Origin of the sequence: Aestuariicoccus sp. MJ-SS9 (genome assembly GCF_032586235.1) — a bacterium.
In the GTDB taxonomy this organism is placed as follows: Bacteria; Pseudomonadota; Alphaproteobacteria; order Rhodobacterales; family Rhodobacteraceae; genus Aestuariicoccus.
In genome coordinates this window covers 38,057-54,849 of record NZ_JAWHTD010000021.1, presented here as the reverse complement: position 1 = coordinate 54,849, position 16,793 = coordinate 38,057, and the positions used below count along the sequence as shown (strand labels likewise).

Genomic DNA, 16,793 nt, shown 5'->3' with positions numbered 1-16,793 from the left:
AAAACATTGCAGGGCGCCCAAGGGCGCCCTCAACCGCTTTCGGCCTCGGCCACGTTGTGCAGCACCTTCAGGAAACTGTCCGGCGTGACCGAGATGGAATCGATGCCGAAGCCGACCAGCGTGCGGGCGAATTCCGGATCGTTGCTGGGGGCCTGACCGCAGAACCCGACCTTGACGCCGGCCTTGTGGGCCTCGGCGATCACATGCTCGATCATCCAGAGCACCGCCGGGTCGGTTTCGCGAAAAACATGGGCCAGCGCCTCGGAATCGCGGTCCACGCCCAACGTGAGCTGCGTCAGGTCGTTTGACCCGATCGAGAACCCGTCGAAGCGCTGGGCGAATTCGGCGGCGCGGATCACGTTCGAGGGGATCTCGCACATAACGTAGACCTGCAGCCCAGTCTTGCCGCGCTTCAGCCCGTTTTCGGCCATCACGGCGAGCACCTTGTCGGCCTCTTCCGGGGTGCGGCAGAAGGGGATCATCACGATCACGTTGTCGAAGCCCATCTCGCCGCGCAGCCGCGCGATGGCGCGGCATTCCATTGCAAAGCCGTCGCGGTAGCTGTCCGAATAATACCGCGACGCGCCGCGAAAGCCGATCATCGGGTTTTCCTCGGCGGGTTCGAAATCGCGCCCGCCCAGCAGGTCGGCATATTCGTTGGTCTTGAAATCGCTCATCCGCACGATCACCGGATTGGGGTGCATCACGGCGGCGATGCGCGACAGGCCGAGCGACAGGTGATCGACGAAATACTGCCGCTTGTCGTCGTATCCCGCCGTCAGCCGCTCGATCTCGGCCCGGGCGGCGGCGTCCGTCACCTCGTCGAAGCGGGCCAGCGCCATGGGGTGCACCTTGACGGCGGCGTTGATCACGAACTCCATCCGCGCCAGCCCCACGCCCTTTGCCGGCAGCCGCCACCAGCGCATCGCCGCCGCCGGATTGGCGAGGTTCAGCATTACCTGGGTGCGGGTCTCGGGCAGGTCGTCGAGCGACTGGTCCGTCGTCTCGATCTCGGCCAGCCCCTCGTAGATCACCCCGTCCGAGCCTTCGGCGCAAGAGACGGTGATTTCCTGCTGGTCGTGCAGCACATGGGTGGCCGTGCCGGTGCCGACGATGGCCGGAAGGCCCAGTTCGCGGCTGACGATGGCGGCGTGCGAGGTGCGCCCGCCGTGGTCGGTCACGATGGCGGCGGCGCGCTTCATGATCGGCACCCAGTCGGGATCGGTGGTGGGGGTGACCAGGATGCTGCCGTCGACGAAGCGGTCGATATGTTCGGCGCTGTCGATCAGGCAGCATTGCCCGGCCACCGCCGCCGCCCCGACGCTGAGCCCGCGCAGGATCTCGCGGCCCGGGTGCTTGACCGTATAGCTGCGCAGCGCCCCGGCGGCGGCGCGCGACTGCACCGTCTCGGGCCGGGCCTGCACGATGTAAAGCGTGCCGGTGTCGCCGTCGCGCGCCCATTCCATGTCCATCGGCTGGCCGTAGTGTTCCTCGATCACCTTGGCCTGCCGCGCGAGGTCGAGGATCTCGTCGTCGCTGAGGACAAAGGCCGCGCGTTCGGCCTTGGACGTGGGCACGTTGCGCGTGGTGCCGCCGCGGCTGTAGACCATCTTGATCTTCTTCTCGCCCAGACGCTTCTCGATCACCGGGCGCAGGTCGGCCCGGTCGAGGAAGGGCTTGTAGACCTCGTATTCGTCGGGGCTGACCGCGCCCTGCACCACGTTTTCGCCCAGCCCCCAGGCGGCGTTGATCAGCACCACGTCGGGGCAGCCGGTTTCGGTGTCGATGGAAAACATCACCCCCGACCCGCCGATATCGGCCTGCACCATCTGCTGAACGCCGATCGACAGCGCCACCTGGTCATGGGCAAAGCCCATGGTCTGACGGTAGGAAATCGCCCGGTCGGTGAAGAGCGACGCATAGCAGCGCCGGCAGGCCTCCATCAGCGCGGCGGCCCCCCGAATGTTGAGAAAGGTCTCTTGCTGGCCGGCAAAGCTGGCCTCGGGCAGGTCCTCGGCGGTGGCGCTGGAGCGGACCGCGACGGGCAGGTCCGCGCCGTCGCCCAGCTGCGCATAATGCGCGCGGATCGCGGCAGCGATCTCGGGCGGCCAGTCGCCTTCGAGGATCATCTCGCGGATCGCGCGGCCGGTGCGGGCCAGCGTCGTGTCGCCCGATTGCAGCCGCGCCATGGCGGCGGCGATCCGGTCGGTCAGGCCGTTATGCGCCAGAAAAGCCCGGTAGGCGGCGGCGGTGGTGGCGAAGCCGGGCGGCACGCGGATCCCCTTGGCCCCGAGCGTGCGGATCATCTCTCCGAGAGAGGCGTTCTTGCCGCCCACCAGCGGCACGTCGCTGCGGGTGACAGTTTCCAGATTGACCACAAATTCCTGCATCGCGCCCTCCGTTGGCCGGGTGGGGGCAGTCTGGCAAGGTTTCCGCAACGGTTCTTGATCGTTATCAAGACGGGCGCGTCACCTGCTGAAGAGCACGGGAAGCTTCGCGTCGCGTAGCAGCGCATAGCTGGTGGCACCCAGCACGAAATCGAAGGCGCGCGAGTGGCCGAAGGCGCCGGTCACGATCAGGTCGGCGCCCGTCTCGAAGGCGAATTGGCCCAGAAGCGCCGCGATGTCGTCGCCGCCGCGTTCGCGGTGCTGAAGCGCGGGCTTCAGCCCGTGCCGGTCGAACATGGCGGCCAGGTCGAGCGCCTCGTAATACCTCATCTCGTCCGACACCCCGTCGGTGATCCGCAGCACCGTGACGCTTGCCCCCGGATCGGCGAGGGGGATCAGGTCATGCGCGGCGCGGGCGGTCTCGCGCGTGTTGCTCCAGCCCAGCAGGATGTTCGCGCCGACCGGCGGGCCGTCGTAGTCGCGGGGCACGACGATCACCGGCCGACCACTTTCTCGGATCACCGCCGCCTGCGCGCGGCGCTGGTCGAAGCGGTCGGCATCCGGGTCTTCGTGCGCCATGATCACCAGATCGGCGGTCCGCGCGGATTCGATCATCCGGTCGGTCGCGCTGACGGATTCGGCCTTGAGCAGACGCCACTCGCTGGGGAAATCCTCGTTGCGGGTGTAACGGTCGAAAATGCGTTCGATCGCCTCGGCCTCGGCGCGCTGGCTGGCGTTGAATTCGGCGAAGGCGGGTTCGGGCACGTGCATGGCGATGCCGGGATAGACCAGCAACGCCTCGAGCGTGTGCAGCCCGATCAGATGCGCCATGTGCTTGCGCGCGAGACCGGCCGCCAGTTTCATCAGCGTCGCGGCGTGTTCCTGCGTGGTCAGACAAACCAGGATCGTTCCGAGAGCCATCGCAACCTCCTGTCCCGGGGCCCCTCAGCATGGTTGTAGCGGCCGTTCGCGGCCGTGGATTGACAACGATCAATCTGCGGGCCGCGGTGCGCGGTAGAACCGGACCATCGCCGTTTGTCCGAAAGGAGCGTGCCATGTCTCTCATGCGAATAGCCATCGTACTGGCCGTCATGGCCTGGGTTGGCGGCGCGGCCAGCGCGCAGACGATGACCACGCAGAACGGCACCGACCGGTTCATCGCGGGCGACGCCGTCCTCGAAACCTACGACGCGCCGGGGGATGTCTTTGTCGCCGGGCGTTCTGCGGTGGCGCGGGGGACCGCGAGCGGCGATCTGCACATCGCCGGTATGGATGTGTCGGTCGGCGCGGCCACGGGTCAGGACGTCTATGCGATGGGGATGACGGTCGTTTTGCAGGGCGCCATCGGCGAGGATCTGTCGGCCACCGGCATGACCCTGCGCACCGAGCCCGGGGCCGAGATCGGCGGCAATGCGCGCCTGCTGGGCGGGTCGGTGACCATCGAAGGCCCGATCGCCGGGGCGCTGACCGTCACCGGGCAGGATGTCTTTCTCAACGCGCCGGTCGCGGGCGATGCCCGTATCCTGGCCGAGACCCTGCGCTTCGGTCCCGAGGCGCGGGTGGGCGGGATGCTCCGCTACAGTTCCGAGCGCCGCATCGACGTGCCCGAAAGCGTCGCTCCGGCGGACAGGGTGCTGTTCGAGGACCTGCCCGAATTCTCGGAATGGGACGACTGGGACGAGATGCGCAGGCTGCACGAGATGCCGAGCCTGCCGGGCTTTGCCTCGCTCGTCTTCGGTTTCGTCATTTCGCTTCTGTTCTTCGTCGCGCTGGGGGCCATCGTTCTGGGCTTCATGCCGGACCGGCTGGAACAGATGCGCGGCCGCACGGCGCAAGAGCCCGGCCAGACGCTGGTGATCGGGCTGATTGGGCTGTCGGTCCTTTTCGGCATGGTGCCGGTGTCGGGGCTGACGGTCGTCGGGCTGCCCTTCGTGCCGGTCGTCCTGCTGGGCATCGTCGTGGCCTGGACCTTGGGCTACGGGCTGGGGGCCTATACAGTGGCGATGCGGCTCTGGTCGGGGTTCGGCGGCGATCCCGCGCCGGGCAACATCCAGCGCCTGGCCATCTTCGCCGCAGCGATCATCGCCATCGCCTTGCTGAACTTCATCCCCTTCGTGGGCTGGGTGGCGAATTACACATTGGTTTTGCTGGGCATCGGCGCGATGACGCGGGCGGTCTTCGGCGCTGTGGCGCGCACCGGCCAACCCGCAACCGAGCAGATTTGACGAAAGGAGCGTTCCGATGTCGGCCCAAGGTCTCGAGGTGATCGACCACACGGTCAGCCTGACCCATGAATGGATCAACGAATTGAGCGGCCGGCTGGACTGGTCCTCGCACCGCAGCGCGCTGCGGCTGATGCGGGTGACGCTGCACCACATCCGCGATCATCTGCAGGTCAACGAGCTGGCGCAGTTCTCGGCGCAGCTGCCGCTGCTGATCCGGGGCATCTTTTTCGAGGGCTGGGTGCCCAAGACGACGCCGATCAAGGAACGCACGTCGACCGGGTTTCTGATGGCGATCGGCGAGCAGATGAAGACCACGCCCGAATTCCGCGGCGATGTCGATATCCGGCGCGTTTTCGATCTGTTGAACGCCCGCATCAGCGCGGGCGAAATCGCGGATATCCGCGCCAGCCTGCCGGCCGATATCCGCGATCTGTGGCCGGCGCCCTAGGGCGCCGGAAAGCGGTCAGGCGACCATGTCCTGATGTCCGTCGGACAGCGCCAGAAGCGCCTGCGGCCGCAGGATGATCACCGTATGGATGTTCTCGATCGCGATCACCTTGGCCTTGCGCAATTGCGTCAGACTGCGGCTGACGGTTTCTGTGGTCAGCCCGAGGAAATCGGCGATGTCCGCGCGGCTCATGGGCAGCGAGATCTTGCGGTAGTTCCCCATATCGTCGCCCACACGCTCGGCCAGTACGCTGAGGAACGAGGCGACCTTTTCGGCGGCGGACTTGCGTCCGAGCATCAGAAAATGGTCCTGCATCGCGCTGATTTCGCGCAGCGCCGCCTCGAGCAGATCCTGGTGCAGCTGCGGATCGTTCGCGCCGCTTTCCAGCGCGGCGCGGCTGTAGGGCTGCAGGCGGGCATCGACCAGCACATCGCAATCGGTATGGTGCAGGCCGCTGGCCGGAAAACCGACGATGTCACCTGGATAGCCAAAAGAGATGACCTGCCTCCGCCCGTCCTCAAGCAGCCGGGTCAGGCGCAGGACGCCGGATTTCACCTCGTAGAGACGTTCGACAGCATCCCCTTCGAAATAGAGGTAAGCCCCTGCCTTGAAAGAGACTTCTGTCGATTTTCCACGTGAAACCCGTGGTTTGAAATGATACGATGGCGCGTAATGGTCTGTTGGAATGGTAACATACATCTTTGCTTACCCCCAGTATTGGATGAGGTCAGCTTGGACATGTGATGTAATTCCCCTTATCGTACCATACCGGTATTTTGTATCATTTTGTAATCGTACTCTGCCCAGTGAAAGAGACTATTGCGATGAAGCGTCCCACGGTTCTGATCGTCGACGACGACCCGAAAATCCGGGGATTGCTGCGCAATGTCCTTGAAACCGAGGGGTTCAAGACGCTCGAGGCCGCCACCGGCAAGGAGGCGATGGCCGAGGTGCAGAAGGGTACGCCCGCGCTCGTCACGCTCGACATCCGGCTGGGGCCGGACAACGGGCTGGAGATCGCGCGCGAGATCCGCTCGGTGTCCAGCGTGCCCGTCATAATGGTCACCGGGCAGGATGACGTGATCGACCGGGTGGTCGGGCTCGAGATCGGGGCGGACGATTACATCACCAAGCCGTTCCATGTCCGCGAGGTGGTGGCCCGCGTGCGCAGCGTGCTGCGCCGCTCGGCTCAGGAGGGGCAGGCGGCCGCGTCCCGTGTCGTTTTGGCCGAGGAAACGGCTAAAGCGGCCAAGCGGTGTCTGCGCTTCGACGCGATGACCGCCGATCTCGACCGGATGGAGCTGCGCGACCGGGACGGGACCGATTGCGGCCTGACCAGCGGCGATTTCCGCCTGCTGACGGTCTTTCTGGAACATCCCATGCGCGCGCTGTCCCGCGATCAGTTGATGGATCTGACCGGCGGCACGGAATGGAGCCCGCTGGACCGCACCATCGACAACCAGGTGGCGCGCCTGCGCAAGAAGATCGAGCGCGATCCGGGCGAGCCGAGGCTGATCAAGACGATCCGCGGGGTCGGCTACAAGTTCACCGCAGAGATCGAGGTCATGGACCCGGCCCATTGCAGTTCGATGGTCTGACGGCGGCCGGGTCTGGGCGGCGTTACGAAGCCTTTCGATGGCTGTGCAAAAGCGTCTCGGTCAGGTGCAGGAACCCGACCAGATCCGACAACGAGATGACCCCACGCAGGTTGTGGTCTTCGGTCACCATGAATTTGCGCTGGCCGGTGCGGCTGATACGCTCCATCAGGTCCTGCGCCGGCAGGTCCCCCGAGACGGTGAAGGCCGGATCGAGCCCGACAAAGACATCGCCCACACGCGTGTCCGGCCAGTTCTCGCGGTCGATGCGCGCCAGGATCGCGCTGTCGATATGGCCCAGAAGGACGTTGTCCAGCACCACTGGAACGAAACTGATGCGATGCGCCAGCATGACCTCGTCGGCCAGCGCGGTCAGCGTGACATCCGGCCCGACGGTGATCGGGTGATCGCTCATCAGCGAGCGGACGGTCTTGCCGTGAAAGACCGACCGCGCCAGCTGCGCCTGATAGCTGCCGCGCGCGGCCATCAGCACGAACCCCCCGATCAGGATCTGCCAGAGCCCGGCAACGAGCGCCCCCTGAAAGAGCCCGATCATCCCCAGCCACATCAGCAGATAGGCGAAAAGCGTGCCGGATCTGGCGGCCACCTCCGTGGCGTGCAGGATATCGCCGGTGCGCTGCCAGACATAGGCGCGCAAGACCCGGCCGCCATCCAGCGGAAAGGCCGGCACCAGGTTGAAGAGCCCCAGCACCAGATTGATCATCGCCAGATAGCCCAGCACCTCGGGCACGGCGGTGGGCAGGGCCAGCAGCGGCGTCAGCTGCGCCAAAACCCAAAAGCCGAGCGCCAATGCGAGGCTCATCGCCGGGCCGGCCAGAGCGACCAGAAACTCGACCCGCGCCGTTTTCGGCTCGGCCTCTAGCTCGGCCACGCCGCCGAAGAGGAAAAGCGTGATGCCCTTGATCGGCACGCCGTAGCCGCGCGCCACGACCGAATGCGCCAGTTCGTGCAGCAGCAGCGAGCCGAAGAACGCCAGCATCGCCACGACTGACATCACGACGTAGGTCTGCATGGTCTGGTCGGGGAAGCTTTCGGGAAAGTAGTGCTGCGAGAGGCTCCAGGTGATCAACGCGGCGATCAGCAGCCAGCTTGGGTCGATCTTGATGTCGAAACCGTTGATCGTGAAGAGCTTGACGGCGTTAGAGAACATGCGCCCCTCCAGTTTGGCTGTTATCCTACGCCCGGCTGCGGTTCAAAAAATTGATCTTTCTCAATCTTTGCGGCGGCCCGGGCCTTGGCCCGGGCGCGGCAACGAAATGTGAACCAATCTCGGTCACAACCCCACCGTCCGGGGCTGTCAGAACGAGCGGCGAATGATCCTGAAAAAAGCTGCCCTGTCGCTGTGTCTGGGGCTGGCGGGCCTGGCCGCAGAGGCGCAATCGCTGATGGGCGAAGACGGGTTCGCCCGCCCGCGCACGGCGCTGATCCCCGATCTAGGCGCTTTGGGCGACGCAGCAAAGGCGTCCGGCCGGGCCAGCCTTTTCGCGGGCTTGCAGGGCGACAGCTTCTTTGCCCGCAGCCCCGCGCCGATCCCGCGCAAACGCGTGGGGGCTGGGGTCTTGTCGGGGCAGGGCGGCGCGGCGGCAATGCTGTTGCGCCACCTGATCGCCGAGGCCGAGGCAGGGCCGCAGGGCTATGACGCCGTTCAGCACGGCGCACGGATCCGCCCGCCGAAACGGCCCACAAGGATGAGCATTGCAGAGATCTATCGCTGGATCGACGACACGCCGGGCCAGCCGCACGCCATCGGCCGGTATCAGTTCATCCCCGCGACGCTGCGGCGGATGGTCGACCGGCTGGGCGTGGACGAGCGGGTCGCGTTCTCGCCGCTGGTGCAGGATCGCCTGGCCGATCTGTTGCTGGAAGAGGCCGGGCTGTCGGCGTTCCGGGCCGGGGGCGTGGCGCGGCAGGACTTTATGAACAACCTCGCGCGGATCTGGGCCGGGCTGCCGAATTCGTCGGGCCTGTCGCATTACCACGGCTACGCCGGCAACCGCGCGACCATGTCATGGGCGCAGTTCGAAACCGCGATGGCCCGCATCTTTCCGCCCAGCATCTTTCCGCACTGAGGGGCGGCGTCGCCGTCGCCCCCCGCGCAAAGGCGTCAGCCCTTGTGATGGACCTCTTGCAGGCCGTAGACCGGGGTCTCCAGCCCCTCGGCCCGCGCTTTCAGCTGCAGGGCAAGGAACTGCGAGTAATGCCGCGACTGGTGCAGGTTGCCGCCGTGGAACCACAGCGCGTCCTGCTGGGTGGGCTTCCACATGTTGCGCAGCTCGCCCTCCCACGGGCCCGGGTCCTTGGGCGTGTCCGATCCCAGCCCCCAGCATTTGCCGACCTTGTCCGCGACCTCCTGGCTGATCAGCTTGGCCGCCCAGCCGTTCATCGACGAATAGCCGGTGGCAAAGACGATCAGATCGCCCTCCAGCTCTGCGCCGCTGTCGAGCTTGACACCCGTCGGCGTGACCTCGACCACCTGCCCACGGGCCAGCTTGATCTTGCCGTCCGCCACCAGTTCCGACGCACCCACGTCGATGTAATAGCCCGACCCGCGCCGCAGGTATTTCATGAAAAGCCCGGTGTCGTCCGCCCCGAAATCGAGCTGGAAGCCCGCCTTCTCCAGCCGGTCGTAAAACTCCTTGTCGCGGCGTTTCATCTCGTCGCAGCCGGGTTTCTGGATCGCGGGCAGCACCTTGTAGGGGATCGAGGCAAAGATCAGATCGGCGGTGTTCACGTCGATCCCGTTGGCCACCGCCTCTTCGGAGTAGAGCGCACCCAGCGCCACATCCATCAGCGTGTCCGACCGCGAGATATGGGTCGAGGAGCGTTGGATCATCGTCACATCCGCGCCGTTCTCCCAAAGCGCCGCGCAGATGTCGTGCGCCGAGTTGTTCGAGCCCACGACCAGAACCTTCTTGCCCTTGTAGGCATCCGGGCCGGGATGCTGCGAGCTGTGCTGGATCTCGCCCTTGAAGCTGTCCATGCCGGGCAGGTCGGGCATGTTCGGAAAGGCCGACATGCCGGTCGCCAGCACCAGCTGCTTGGGCTTCAGGGTCACCTCTTCGCCGTCGCGGTCCACCTTGACGGTCCATTCGCCGGTCGCCTCGTCGTAGCTGGCGGACTGGCAGGTGGAGCGGGTCCAATAGTTCAGCTCCATCACCTTGGTGTACATCTCCAGCCAGTCGCCCAGCTTGTCCTTGGGGGCGAAGACCGGCCAGTGATCGGGGAAGGGGAGGTAGGGCAGGTGGTCGTACCAGACCGGATCGTGCAGGCAGAGCGATTTGTACCGCTTGCGCCAGCTGTCGCCGGGGCGGTCGTTCTTTTCGATGACGATGGTCGGCACGTTGAGCCGCCGCAGCCGCGCGCCCAGGGCAATCCCGCCCTGACCGCCGCCGATGATCACCACATAGGGCTGGGTCTTGTAGCCCAGTTCGGCCGCTTCGCGCGCGCGCGCCTCGGACCAGGTTTCGCGGTCCGGATCGGCGCCGTGTTTCACGCCCCTCTCGCGGCGCGGGCCCTTGGCCTCTTCAAAGCCTTTCAGCTCCTGCGCGCTGGTCAGCAGCGTCCAGCAGCCTTCGTCGTTCAGGCGGATATGGCCCTTGCCGCGGACCTTGTCGGTCTCGAAGGTGATCCAGGCGTCGGTGATGCCGTCGGCCTCGTTGGCGTCGCCCTCGATCTGGAAATTGCGGCCGTGTTCATGCGGCTGGCAGGCATTCACCATGTCGGCGATGGCGTCGCGGCCCTCCATCGTCTTGATGTTCCAGGTAAAGGCCACCAGGTCGCGCCAATAGCAATCCTTGGCGAAGAGCCCCTTCAGCGCTTCGGTGTCCGGCTTGGTCAATGCGTCTTCGAATTTGGCGAGCCATGTCTGCACGCGGCCCATGGGCGATGCGACGTCCATTTCTTCTCCTCCCGAGGTATCTGTTGGTTGTGTCTTTTGGTTTGGCTGCTCAATAGGTTGAGGCTAACCGCGGGCCGCGCATTCGGACATAGGGTTTTAGTCGTAGCCTTCGGCGGGCTCAGGGTGTCAAGCGATAGAACCGCGCGGCGGTGCCGCCGAAGATCTCGGCACGGTCCGGGGCGGGCAGATGCGCGACCAGCGCCTGCGCCGTGTCGTGCCAGAGGTCGTATCCCGCCTGCAACTGGCACACCGGCCAGTCCGAGCCCCACATTACCCGTCCGGGCCCGAAGGCCCTGAGGACATGGTCGGCAAAGGGCCGCAGATCCTGGGTCCCCCAGCCGTCGCCCGCCTCGGTCACCAGCCCGGAAAGCTTGACGCAGGCCGAGGTCTCATCCGCCAGCCGTGACATGCCGTCGGCCCATGCGCCGAACGCGTCCTTGCCGGCCCGCTGGTCGCTTATCTGCGGTTTCATGCAATGATCGAGCACGATGCGCAGATCGGGATAGCGGCGGGCCAGCGTCAGAAAATTCTGCAGATGCTGCGGAAAGCCGAGCGCGTCGAAACTCAGGTCCAGCTCGATCAGCGCAGGGTAGGCCCATTGCACGTCGTCGCGCAGCATCCAGTCCACATCCGGGATGTCCTGGATCATCGGGCGGACCCCAAGGAATTCAGGATGCGCGGCCAGACGGCTCAGATGCGCGAGCGCCCCGGGGTCCTCGAAGTCGATCCAGCCGACGACGCCCCGGATGCTGTCCGTCGCATCGGCGAGCCCCAGCAGGTACTCGGTCTCTGCAACCGTGGCGGCGGCCTGTACGGCGATTGTGCCGCCGATGCCGTGCCGGGCCAGCATCGGGGCCAGATCGGCGGGGCCGTAGGGGCGGCAGAGGACCGGGTCGTCCTGGGGCATCCAGTGGTAATCGCCGCGTGCGGGGTGCCAGTAATGCTGGTGCGCGTCGATCTTCACGTCGGCGCGTCTGCCCGCATCAGCCCCTGCGCCTTGAGCTCGGCCCAGAGATCGGCCGGGATCACCGCCTCGGCCGCGGCCAGGTTACCGGCCATCTCGTCCACGCCCTGACCGCCGGGAATGACGCTGACATGGGCGGGGTGCAGCAGCGGAAAGCGGAAGGCCGCGTCGATCATGCGCACGCCGTGCGCCTTGCAGACCGCCTCGATCCGGGCGACGCGGTCGAGGATCTCGGGCGGGGCGAGGTCGTAGTTGTAATACGCCCCCGGTTTCGCGCCCGTGGCCAGGATGCCGGAATTGTAGGGCCCGCCGGTGACGATGCCGATCCCGCGCCTTTCGCAAAGCGGCAGGAAGCTGTCGAGCGCGTCCTGTTCCAGCAGAGTATAGCGCCCGGCCAGCAGGAAAAGGTCCATATCGCCGCGCTCGGCCAGCGTCTGGCAGACCTGCCATTCGTTGACCCCCGCGCCGATGGCGGTGACCAGCCCCTGATCGCGCAGGCTGATCATCGCGTCATAGCCGCGCCCGCCGAAGAACTCTTCGACGCGCATGTCCGACGCCTCTCTCGAACCGTGGGTGAAGGCGCAGAGGTCGTGCACATACAGAATGTCGATCCGGTCCACGCCCAGCCGCGAGAACGAATGTTCGAACGACCGCATCACGCCGTCGTAGGTATAGTCGAAGTGTTCGCGCCGTTGCGGTACCTCGAACCATTTGCCCTGGCCCGAACGGTGCTCGGGCGCACAAGGCTGGATCAGCCGGCCGACCTTGGTCGACAGCACATAATCGTTGCGCGGCTTGCCGCGCAGGAAGGGGTTCAGGCGGGTTTCGGACAGGCCCAGCCCGTAAAGCGGCGCGGTGTCGAAATAGCGCACGCCGCCCGTCCAGGCCGCGTCCAGCGTCGCCCGCGCCGCCTCGTCCGAAATGGCGCGGTAGAGGTTGCCCAGCGGGGCCGATCCGAACCCCAGTTCGGTAAAGCTCAGACCGCCGTTCGACAGCCTGTCCCAATGCCGCGTCTTCAGTGCCATGCCGATCGCTCCTTTCTCGTGTGGGGCGAGCCTAGCGCAGTTCGCCCGGCGCACAAATGATGCGTGTCAGCCCGGGGCCGCGCCGTGGACAGGGCAAACCGCTTTGACTACGGTCATGCGGGCGTCGTCAAAGGAGGCTGACATGCTCAAGGGGATCGACCCTCTTCTCAACGCCGATGTGCTTTTTGCCCTGCGCGCCATGGGACATGGCGACGACCTGATCATCGCCGACACCAACTTCCCCGCCGACAGCGTGGCGCGGCACACCACGCTGGGGCAAGTGCTGCGCATCGACCGCACCGCGCCAGAGGCGGTGCGGGCGGTGCTGTCGGTCTATCCGATCGACGATTTCGTCGAGGACGCGGCGGCGCGGATGGAGGTGGTGGGCGAGCCCACCACCGTGCTGCCGGTGATGCGCGAGGTTCAGGCCGAAATCGACGACGCCGGCGGTCCGCTGATGCTGGGGATCGAGCGGTACGACTTTTACGAACGCGCCCGCCAGGCCTATGCGGTGATCCAGACCGGCGAGCGGCGGTTCTACGGCTGCTTTGCCCTGCGCAAGGGGGTCATCCCGCCGGACGAGGGGTGAGCGGGGGGCTTAGCCTTTGCGGGATTTCGACCGCGATTCAAGTCGCCACCAGCGCCTGCCCGTGGGGTGGCGCTGCAGCCTGTGGTCTCAGCGCTTTATTCCTGCCCGGTCATTGCTCCAAATGAGCGGCGGGCCAACGTCGCCAAAGCGCCAGCCCGACGGGACGGGCTGGCGCTGGTCGCGGCGGCCTGCGGCCTTGATTCCGCGACTTTGGAGCGCTGAACGAGGCCCCGTCAGTCGCCCAGCCGCACCGCGGATCCGGCGGTCTGGTCCGCCGCGCTGAAGCCCATCCGGTCGAGCGTGTAATACGCCCCGATGGCGATGATCGCGATGGCCGCGAATCCCAGAAGCATGGCTTTCATGGCGTGTTACTCCTTGGCGGTTTCGGCGCGCAGGTAGGCGATCAGGTCGTCCCTGTCCTGTTGCCTGGTGATGCGTTGCATGGGCATTTTCGTCCCCGGTATATAATGCTCGGGCCCGATGTCGAACAGGGCGTCGATGGTCTGGTCGGTCCAGACCAGATCGAGCCCGGTCAGGGCCTCGGAATAGCTGTAGTCGCTGACGGCCCCGGCGGGCCGCCCGAAGAGCCCGTAAAGCGACGGCCCCGCGCGGCGGGCGCTGCCGGGGGTCAGCGTGTGGCAGATCGAGCATTTGCGTTTGAACTGCCGTTCGCCGTTGGGCATCGTTTCGGGGTCCGACAGGAAACTGCGGTCGGCCATGTCGATCTGGCCCTGTTCGTCGAGCGTCGCGATGGGCCAGCTGTGCATCCGGTCATCCAGCCCGCCCGCGTGGATGTTGGCGCCATCGGGCGAAAAGGCCAGCGCCCAGATCGGCCCGCGCGTGGTGGCGCGGAAGTCGTTGACGATGCGCCAGCCGTCCGTCGCGACGACCATGATATAACCCTCGCCATCGCCCACCGCCAAAAGCGCGCCGTCGCGGCTGGCCTCCATTGCCAGGATCGGGCGGCGGTCCAACGTCAGATCGGCCAGCTGTGCGCCCGTGGCCAGATCGAGCGCCCGCGTGCCGCCGTCCACCGCGCCATAGGCCAGCCAGCCCGCGGCCTCGTTCAGAACGATCTCGTTCACGCCGAAGCCGTGTTCGACCACGCGCTGGTGTTCCTGACCCAGGGCCACGTCCCACATCCGGATCGTCCCGTCCGCCGAGGCCGAATAAAGGAACGCGCCGTCATCGGTGAAGGCCACATCGTTGACCGGCCCGCCATGCCCGCGCAGAAACCGCGCCTCGCCCGCGCCTGTGGGCCAAAGCCCAACGGTCCCGTCCCATGACGCCGTGGCGATCAGCGCGTCGTCGGGAGAGACGGCGATGCCCATGACCTTGCCCTTGTGGCCTTCGAACCGCTCTGAGGTGCCTGTCGCCGGATCCCACCGCATCAAAGCGAAATCGTCGCCGCCCGACCACAGCACGCCGTCACCCGCGAAAGTGACGGTGTTCACCGCCGCCTCGTGACCGTCCAGCCAGGCGGGGCTGCCATCGGACCAGAGCCCGACGGCGTTGTCGAAGCTCGCCGTGGCGATCCGGCCCGAGGGCGACACGGCGATGCCCATCACCGGGCCGCCGTGGCCGTCGAGCGTAAAGTATCCATTGGCCCAGGCCGGGGCGGCCAGGGCCGCCAGCGCGAACACCAGCGCGCGCATCGGCTATTCCGCCGGGGTGGCCCCTTTCGGGGCGGCGCCTTCGCGGGCCTTCACCTCATCGACCCAGAGCGAATGGTGCTCGCGCGCCCATTGCTCTTCGACATCGCCCTTGCCCATGGCGTCGAAGGCGCCCTCCATCCCGACCGAGCCGATGTAGATATGCGCCAGAATGATCGCCATCAGCACAAAGCTGACGATGGCGTGCCAAAGCTGGGAATACTGCATCTCTTGATGCGGGGCGAGGGTTTCGGGCAGGGGGGCCAGCCCCACCATCTCGGTGATGCCGAAGGCGTTGAGCTTGGCGAAGGTGGCCGCGAACATCGGCAGTTCGAACGGAAAGAGCAGCGCCAGGCCCGAGACGCTGATCGACGCGCCCAGCACGATCACCGACCAGAAGATCAGCTTTTGCCCGGCGTTGAACTTTTTGGCGGGGGGATGGCCCTTGGAAAAGATGCCGCCGCCCTTGAGCAGCCAGTTGATGTCGGTGCGGTCGGGAAGGTTGTGCATCACCCACAGGAAGAAGATGAAGACCAGCGCCACCATGAAGGCCCAACTGACGTTGTTGTGCACCCATTTCGAGACGATGGCGATGTCCGAGAACGCCTCGTGACCCAGCGCGGGGATCAGGAACTTGCGCCCCATCAGCGAGATGAGGCCGGTCAGGCCCAGCAGGATGAACGACCCCGCCAGCAGCCAGTGGCTGAACCGTTCGAACGCGGCAAAGCGCTGGATCGTGCGGCCGGTCTTGGGCCCGTCGATGCGGATGCGTCCGCGGATCAGGAAGAACAGGACCAAAAGCCCGATCGTGCCCAGCAGCAGATAGCCGCCATAGGTCAGCAACGGCCCTTCGCGGAACTCCAGCCACCACATGCCGCTGTCCTGGATCAGCACGGTGGCGGCCGGGCCGCGCACCTGGGTGCTGACATCGGCGGCGTCATAGCGCAATTGCAGCCATCCCAGGGAATCCGACGCGCCGCCCAGGGTGCCCAGCTGTTCGCTTTCCGGCGCGCCGCCGGTTGTCTCCAACGCGCGTTCGAGGCGCGCCGCGTCGTCGCCGGTTTTCAGGCCCTCCTGACGGCGCAGGATATCCTCGAGCGTGGTGGCCCCGCCGGTGGCCGAGCGGTCGATCTCGGGCAGGGCGTCTGCCTCTTGGGCGGAGGGGCCGGTTGGGGCCAGGGCCGCAAGGCCCAAGACCAGTACGATCAGAAGATGCCGCAGCAACGTCATTTGTGTGATCCTCGCTCTGTCGAATTGAAGCGCGGGCGGCCCTCTCCCCAAGGCCGTCGCGAAAGTTCGAGATTGGGCAATAGATAGCGCCCAAACTGGAACCTTCGACATGAAAAGGGGCCAGCACTGATCCCAGCGCTGGCCCCCAGTTCAATTCCGATCAGCCGCCTTTCTGATCGTAGGCCGTGCCCCAGCCCCAGGCGCCCGACCCAAAGCCGCGCGCCACGACGCGTTCGCGGTAGATCGAGGCGACGATGTCGCCATCGCCCGCCAGCAGCGCCTTGGTGGCGCACATCTCGGCGCAGATGGGCAGCTTGCCCTCGGCGATCCGGTTGCGGCCGTACTTGGCGAATTCGGCGGTCGAGTGGGTCTCTTCCGGGCCACCGGCGCAGAAGGTGCACTTGTCCATCTTGCCGCGGCTGCCGAAGTTGCCCGCCTGCGGATACTGCGGCGCGCCGAAGGGGCACGCGTAGAAGCAATAGCCGCAGCCGATGCAGAGGTCCTTGGAGTGGAGCACCACCCCTTCCTCGTTCTGGTAGAAGCAATCCACCGGGCAGACCGCCATGCAGGGCGCATCCGAACAATGCATGCACGCGACCGAGATCGACCGTTCGCCGGGCTTGCCGTCGTTGATCGTCACCACCTTGCGGCGGTTGATCCCCCAGGGAACCTCGTGTTCGTTCTTACAAGCCGTGACGCAGGCGTTGCATTCAATGCAGCGTTCGGCGTCGACGAGAAATTTAGCTCGTGCCATAGGTC

16 protein-coding genes are annotated in these 16,793 nt (G+C 66.1%); 5 read left to right on the top strand and 11 right to left on the bottom strand.

Annotated features, from left to right (window positions below):
• Nucleotides 1-29 precede the first annotated feature (29 nt).
• On the bottom strand, nt 30-2,390 hold the full coding sequence (ppsA, locus tag RXV88_RS14375; protein WP_316294032.1) for a phosphoenolpyruvate synthase: 2,361 nt from the start codon (nt 2,388-2,390) through the stop codon (nt 30-32).
• Nucleotides 2,391-2,468: 78 nt separating this feature from the next.
• Nucleotides 2,469-3,308: a universal stress protein gene (locus tag RXV88_RS14370; protein ID WP_316294030.1), complete on the bottom strand. Its 840-nt coding sequence runs from the start codon at nt 3,306-3,308 to the stop codon at nt 2,469-2,471.
• Between the two features lie 134 nt (nt 3,309-3,442).
• Between RXV88_RS14370 and RXV88_RS14365 the strand changes: the two genes are divergently transcribed.
• Both RXV88_RS14365 and RXV88_RS14360 read left to right on the top strand, forming a co-directional pair.
• A complete protein-coding gene (locus tag RXV88_RS14365) occupies nt 3,443-4,612 on the top strand; it encodes a hypothetical protein (RefSeq protein WP_316294028.1) in 1,170 nt (389 codons plus the stop codon).
• Nucleotides 4,613-4,628: 16 nt separating this feature from the next.
• Nucleotides 4,629-5,060 carry a DUF2267 domain-containing protein gene (locus tag RXV88_RS14360; RefSeq protein ID WP_316294027.1) on the top strand — a complete coding sequence of 144 codons (432 nt, stop codon included), beginning with the start codon at nt 4,629-4,631 and terminating at the stop codon, nt 5,058-5,060.
• A 15-nt stretch (nt 5,061-5,075) separates the two neighbouring features.
• Here RXV88_RS14360 and RXV88_RS14355 read toward each other — a convergent pair whose 3' ends face one another.
• Nucleotides 5,076-5,759, bottom strand: a complete 684-nt coding sequence (locus tag RXV88_RS14355) for a helix-turn-helix domain-containing protein (protein ID WP_316294026.1) — start codon at nt 5,757-5,759, stop codon at nt 5,076-5,078.
• 125 nt (nt 5,760-5,884) lie between these two features.
• Between RXV88_RS14355 and RXV88_RS14350 the strand changes: the two genes are divergently transcribed.
• Complete coding sequence (locus RXV88_RS14350; RefSeq protein WP_316294024.1) at nt 5,885-6,658, top strand: response regulator transcription factor; 774 nt, start codon at nt 5,885-5,887, stop codon at nt 6,656-6,658.
• 22 nt (nt 6,659-6,680) lie between these two features.
• Here RXV88_RS14350 and RXV88_RS14345 read toward each other — a convergent pair whose 3' ends face one another.
• Nucleotides 6,681-7,826, bottom strand: a complete 1,146-nt coding sequence (locus RXV88_RS14345; RefSeq protein ID WP_316294023.1) for a site-2 protease family protein — start codon at nt 7,824-7,826, stop codon at nt 6,681-6,683.
• 163 nt (nt 7,827-7,989) lie between these two features.
• On the opposite strand from RXV88_RS14345, the gene RXV88_RS14340 reads away from it, so the two are divergent.
• Entirely contained in the window at nt 7,990-8,745 is a 756-nt protein-coding gene (locus RXV88_RS14340; RefSeq protein WP_316294022.1) for a hypothetical protein, read from the top strand.
• Between the two features lie 35 nt (nt 8,746-8,780).
• Here the strand turns inward: RXV88_RS14340 and RXV88_RS14335 are convergent, their stop codons facing one another.
• From RXV88_RS14335 to RXV88_RS14325, 3 genes are all read right to left on the bottom strand, one after another.
• Entirely contained in the window at nt 8,781-10,574 is a 1,794-nt protein-coding gene (locus RXV88_RS14335; protein ID WP_316294020.1) for an NAD(P)/FAD-dependent oxidoreductase, read from the bottom strand.
• Nucleotides 10,575-10,692: 118 nt separating this feature from the next.
• Nucleotides 10,693-11,538, bottom strand: coding sequence for an amidohydrolase family protein (locus tag RXV88_RS14330; protein ID WP_316294018.1), 846 nt, complete (start codon nt 11,536-11,538; stop codon nt 10,693-10,695).
• Nucleotides 11,535-12,563, bottom strand: a complete 1,029-nt coding sequence (locus RXV88_RS14325) for an aldo/keto reductase (protein WP_316294016.1) — start codon at nt 12,561-12,563, stop codon at nt 11,535-11,537. The genes RXV88_RS14330 and RXV88_RS14325 overlap by 4 nt, the downstream gene beginning before the upstream one ends.
• Before the next feature lie 142 nt (nt 12,564-12,705).
• On the opposite strand from RXV88_RS14325, the gene RXV88_RS14320 reads away from it, so the two are divergent.
• Nucleotides 12,706-13,152, top strand: coding sequence for an RbsD/FucU family protein (locus tag RXV88_RS14320; protein WP_316294013.1), 447 nt, complete (start codon nt 12,706-12,708; stop codon nt 13,150-13,152).
• A gap of 233 nt (nt 13,153-13,385) precedes the next feature.
• On the opposite strand, the gene RXV88_RS14315 is transcribed toward RXV88_RS14320, so the two are convergent.
• The 4 genes from RXV88_RS14315 to fdh3B all read right to left on the bottom strand — a co-directional run bounded on the left by RXV88_RS14315 (nt 13,386) and on the right by fdh3B (nt 16,788).
• Nucleotides 13,386-13,514: a hypothetical protein gene (locus RXV88_RS14315; protein ID WP_316294011.1), complete on the bottom strand. Its 129-nt coding sequence runs from the start codon at nt 13,512-13,514 to the stop codon at nt 13,386-13,388.
• Nucleotides 13,515-13,520: 6 nt separating this feature from the next.
• Nucleotides 13,521-14,807: a c-type cytochrome gene (locus RXV88_RS14310; protein WP_316294009.1), complete on the bottom strand. Its 1,287-nt coding sequence runs from the start codon at nt 14,805-14,807 to the stop codon at nt 13,521-13,523.
• 3 nt (nt 14,808-14,810) lie between these two features.
• Nucleotides 14,811-16,034, bottom strand: coding sequence for a formate dehydrogenase subunit gamma (locus RXV88_RS14305; protein WP_316294007.1), 1,224 nt, complete (start codon nt 16,032-16,034; stop codon nt 14,811-14,813).
• A gap of 160 nt (nt 16,035-16,194) precedes the next feature.
• Entirely contained in the window at nt 16,195-16,788 is a 594-nt protein-coding gene (gene fdh3B / locus RXV88_RS14300) for a formate dehydrogenase FDH3 subunit beta (protein ID WP_316294005.1), read from the bottom strand.
• Between the last annotated feature and the right edge of the window lie 5 nt (nt 16,789-16,793).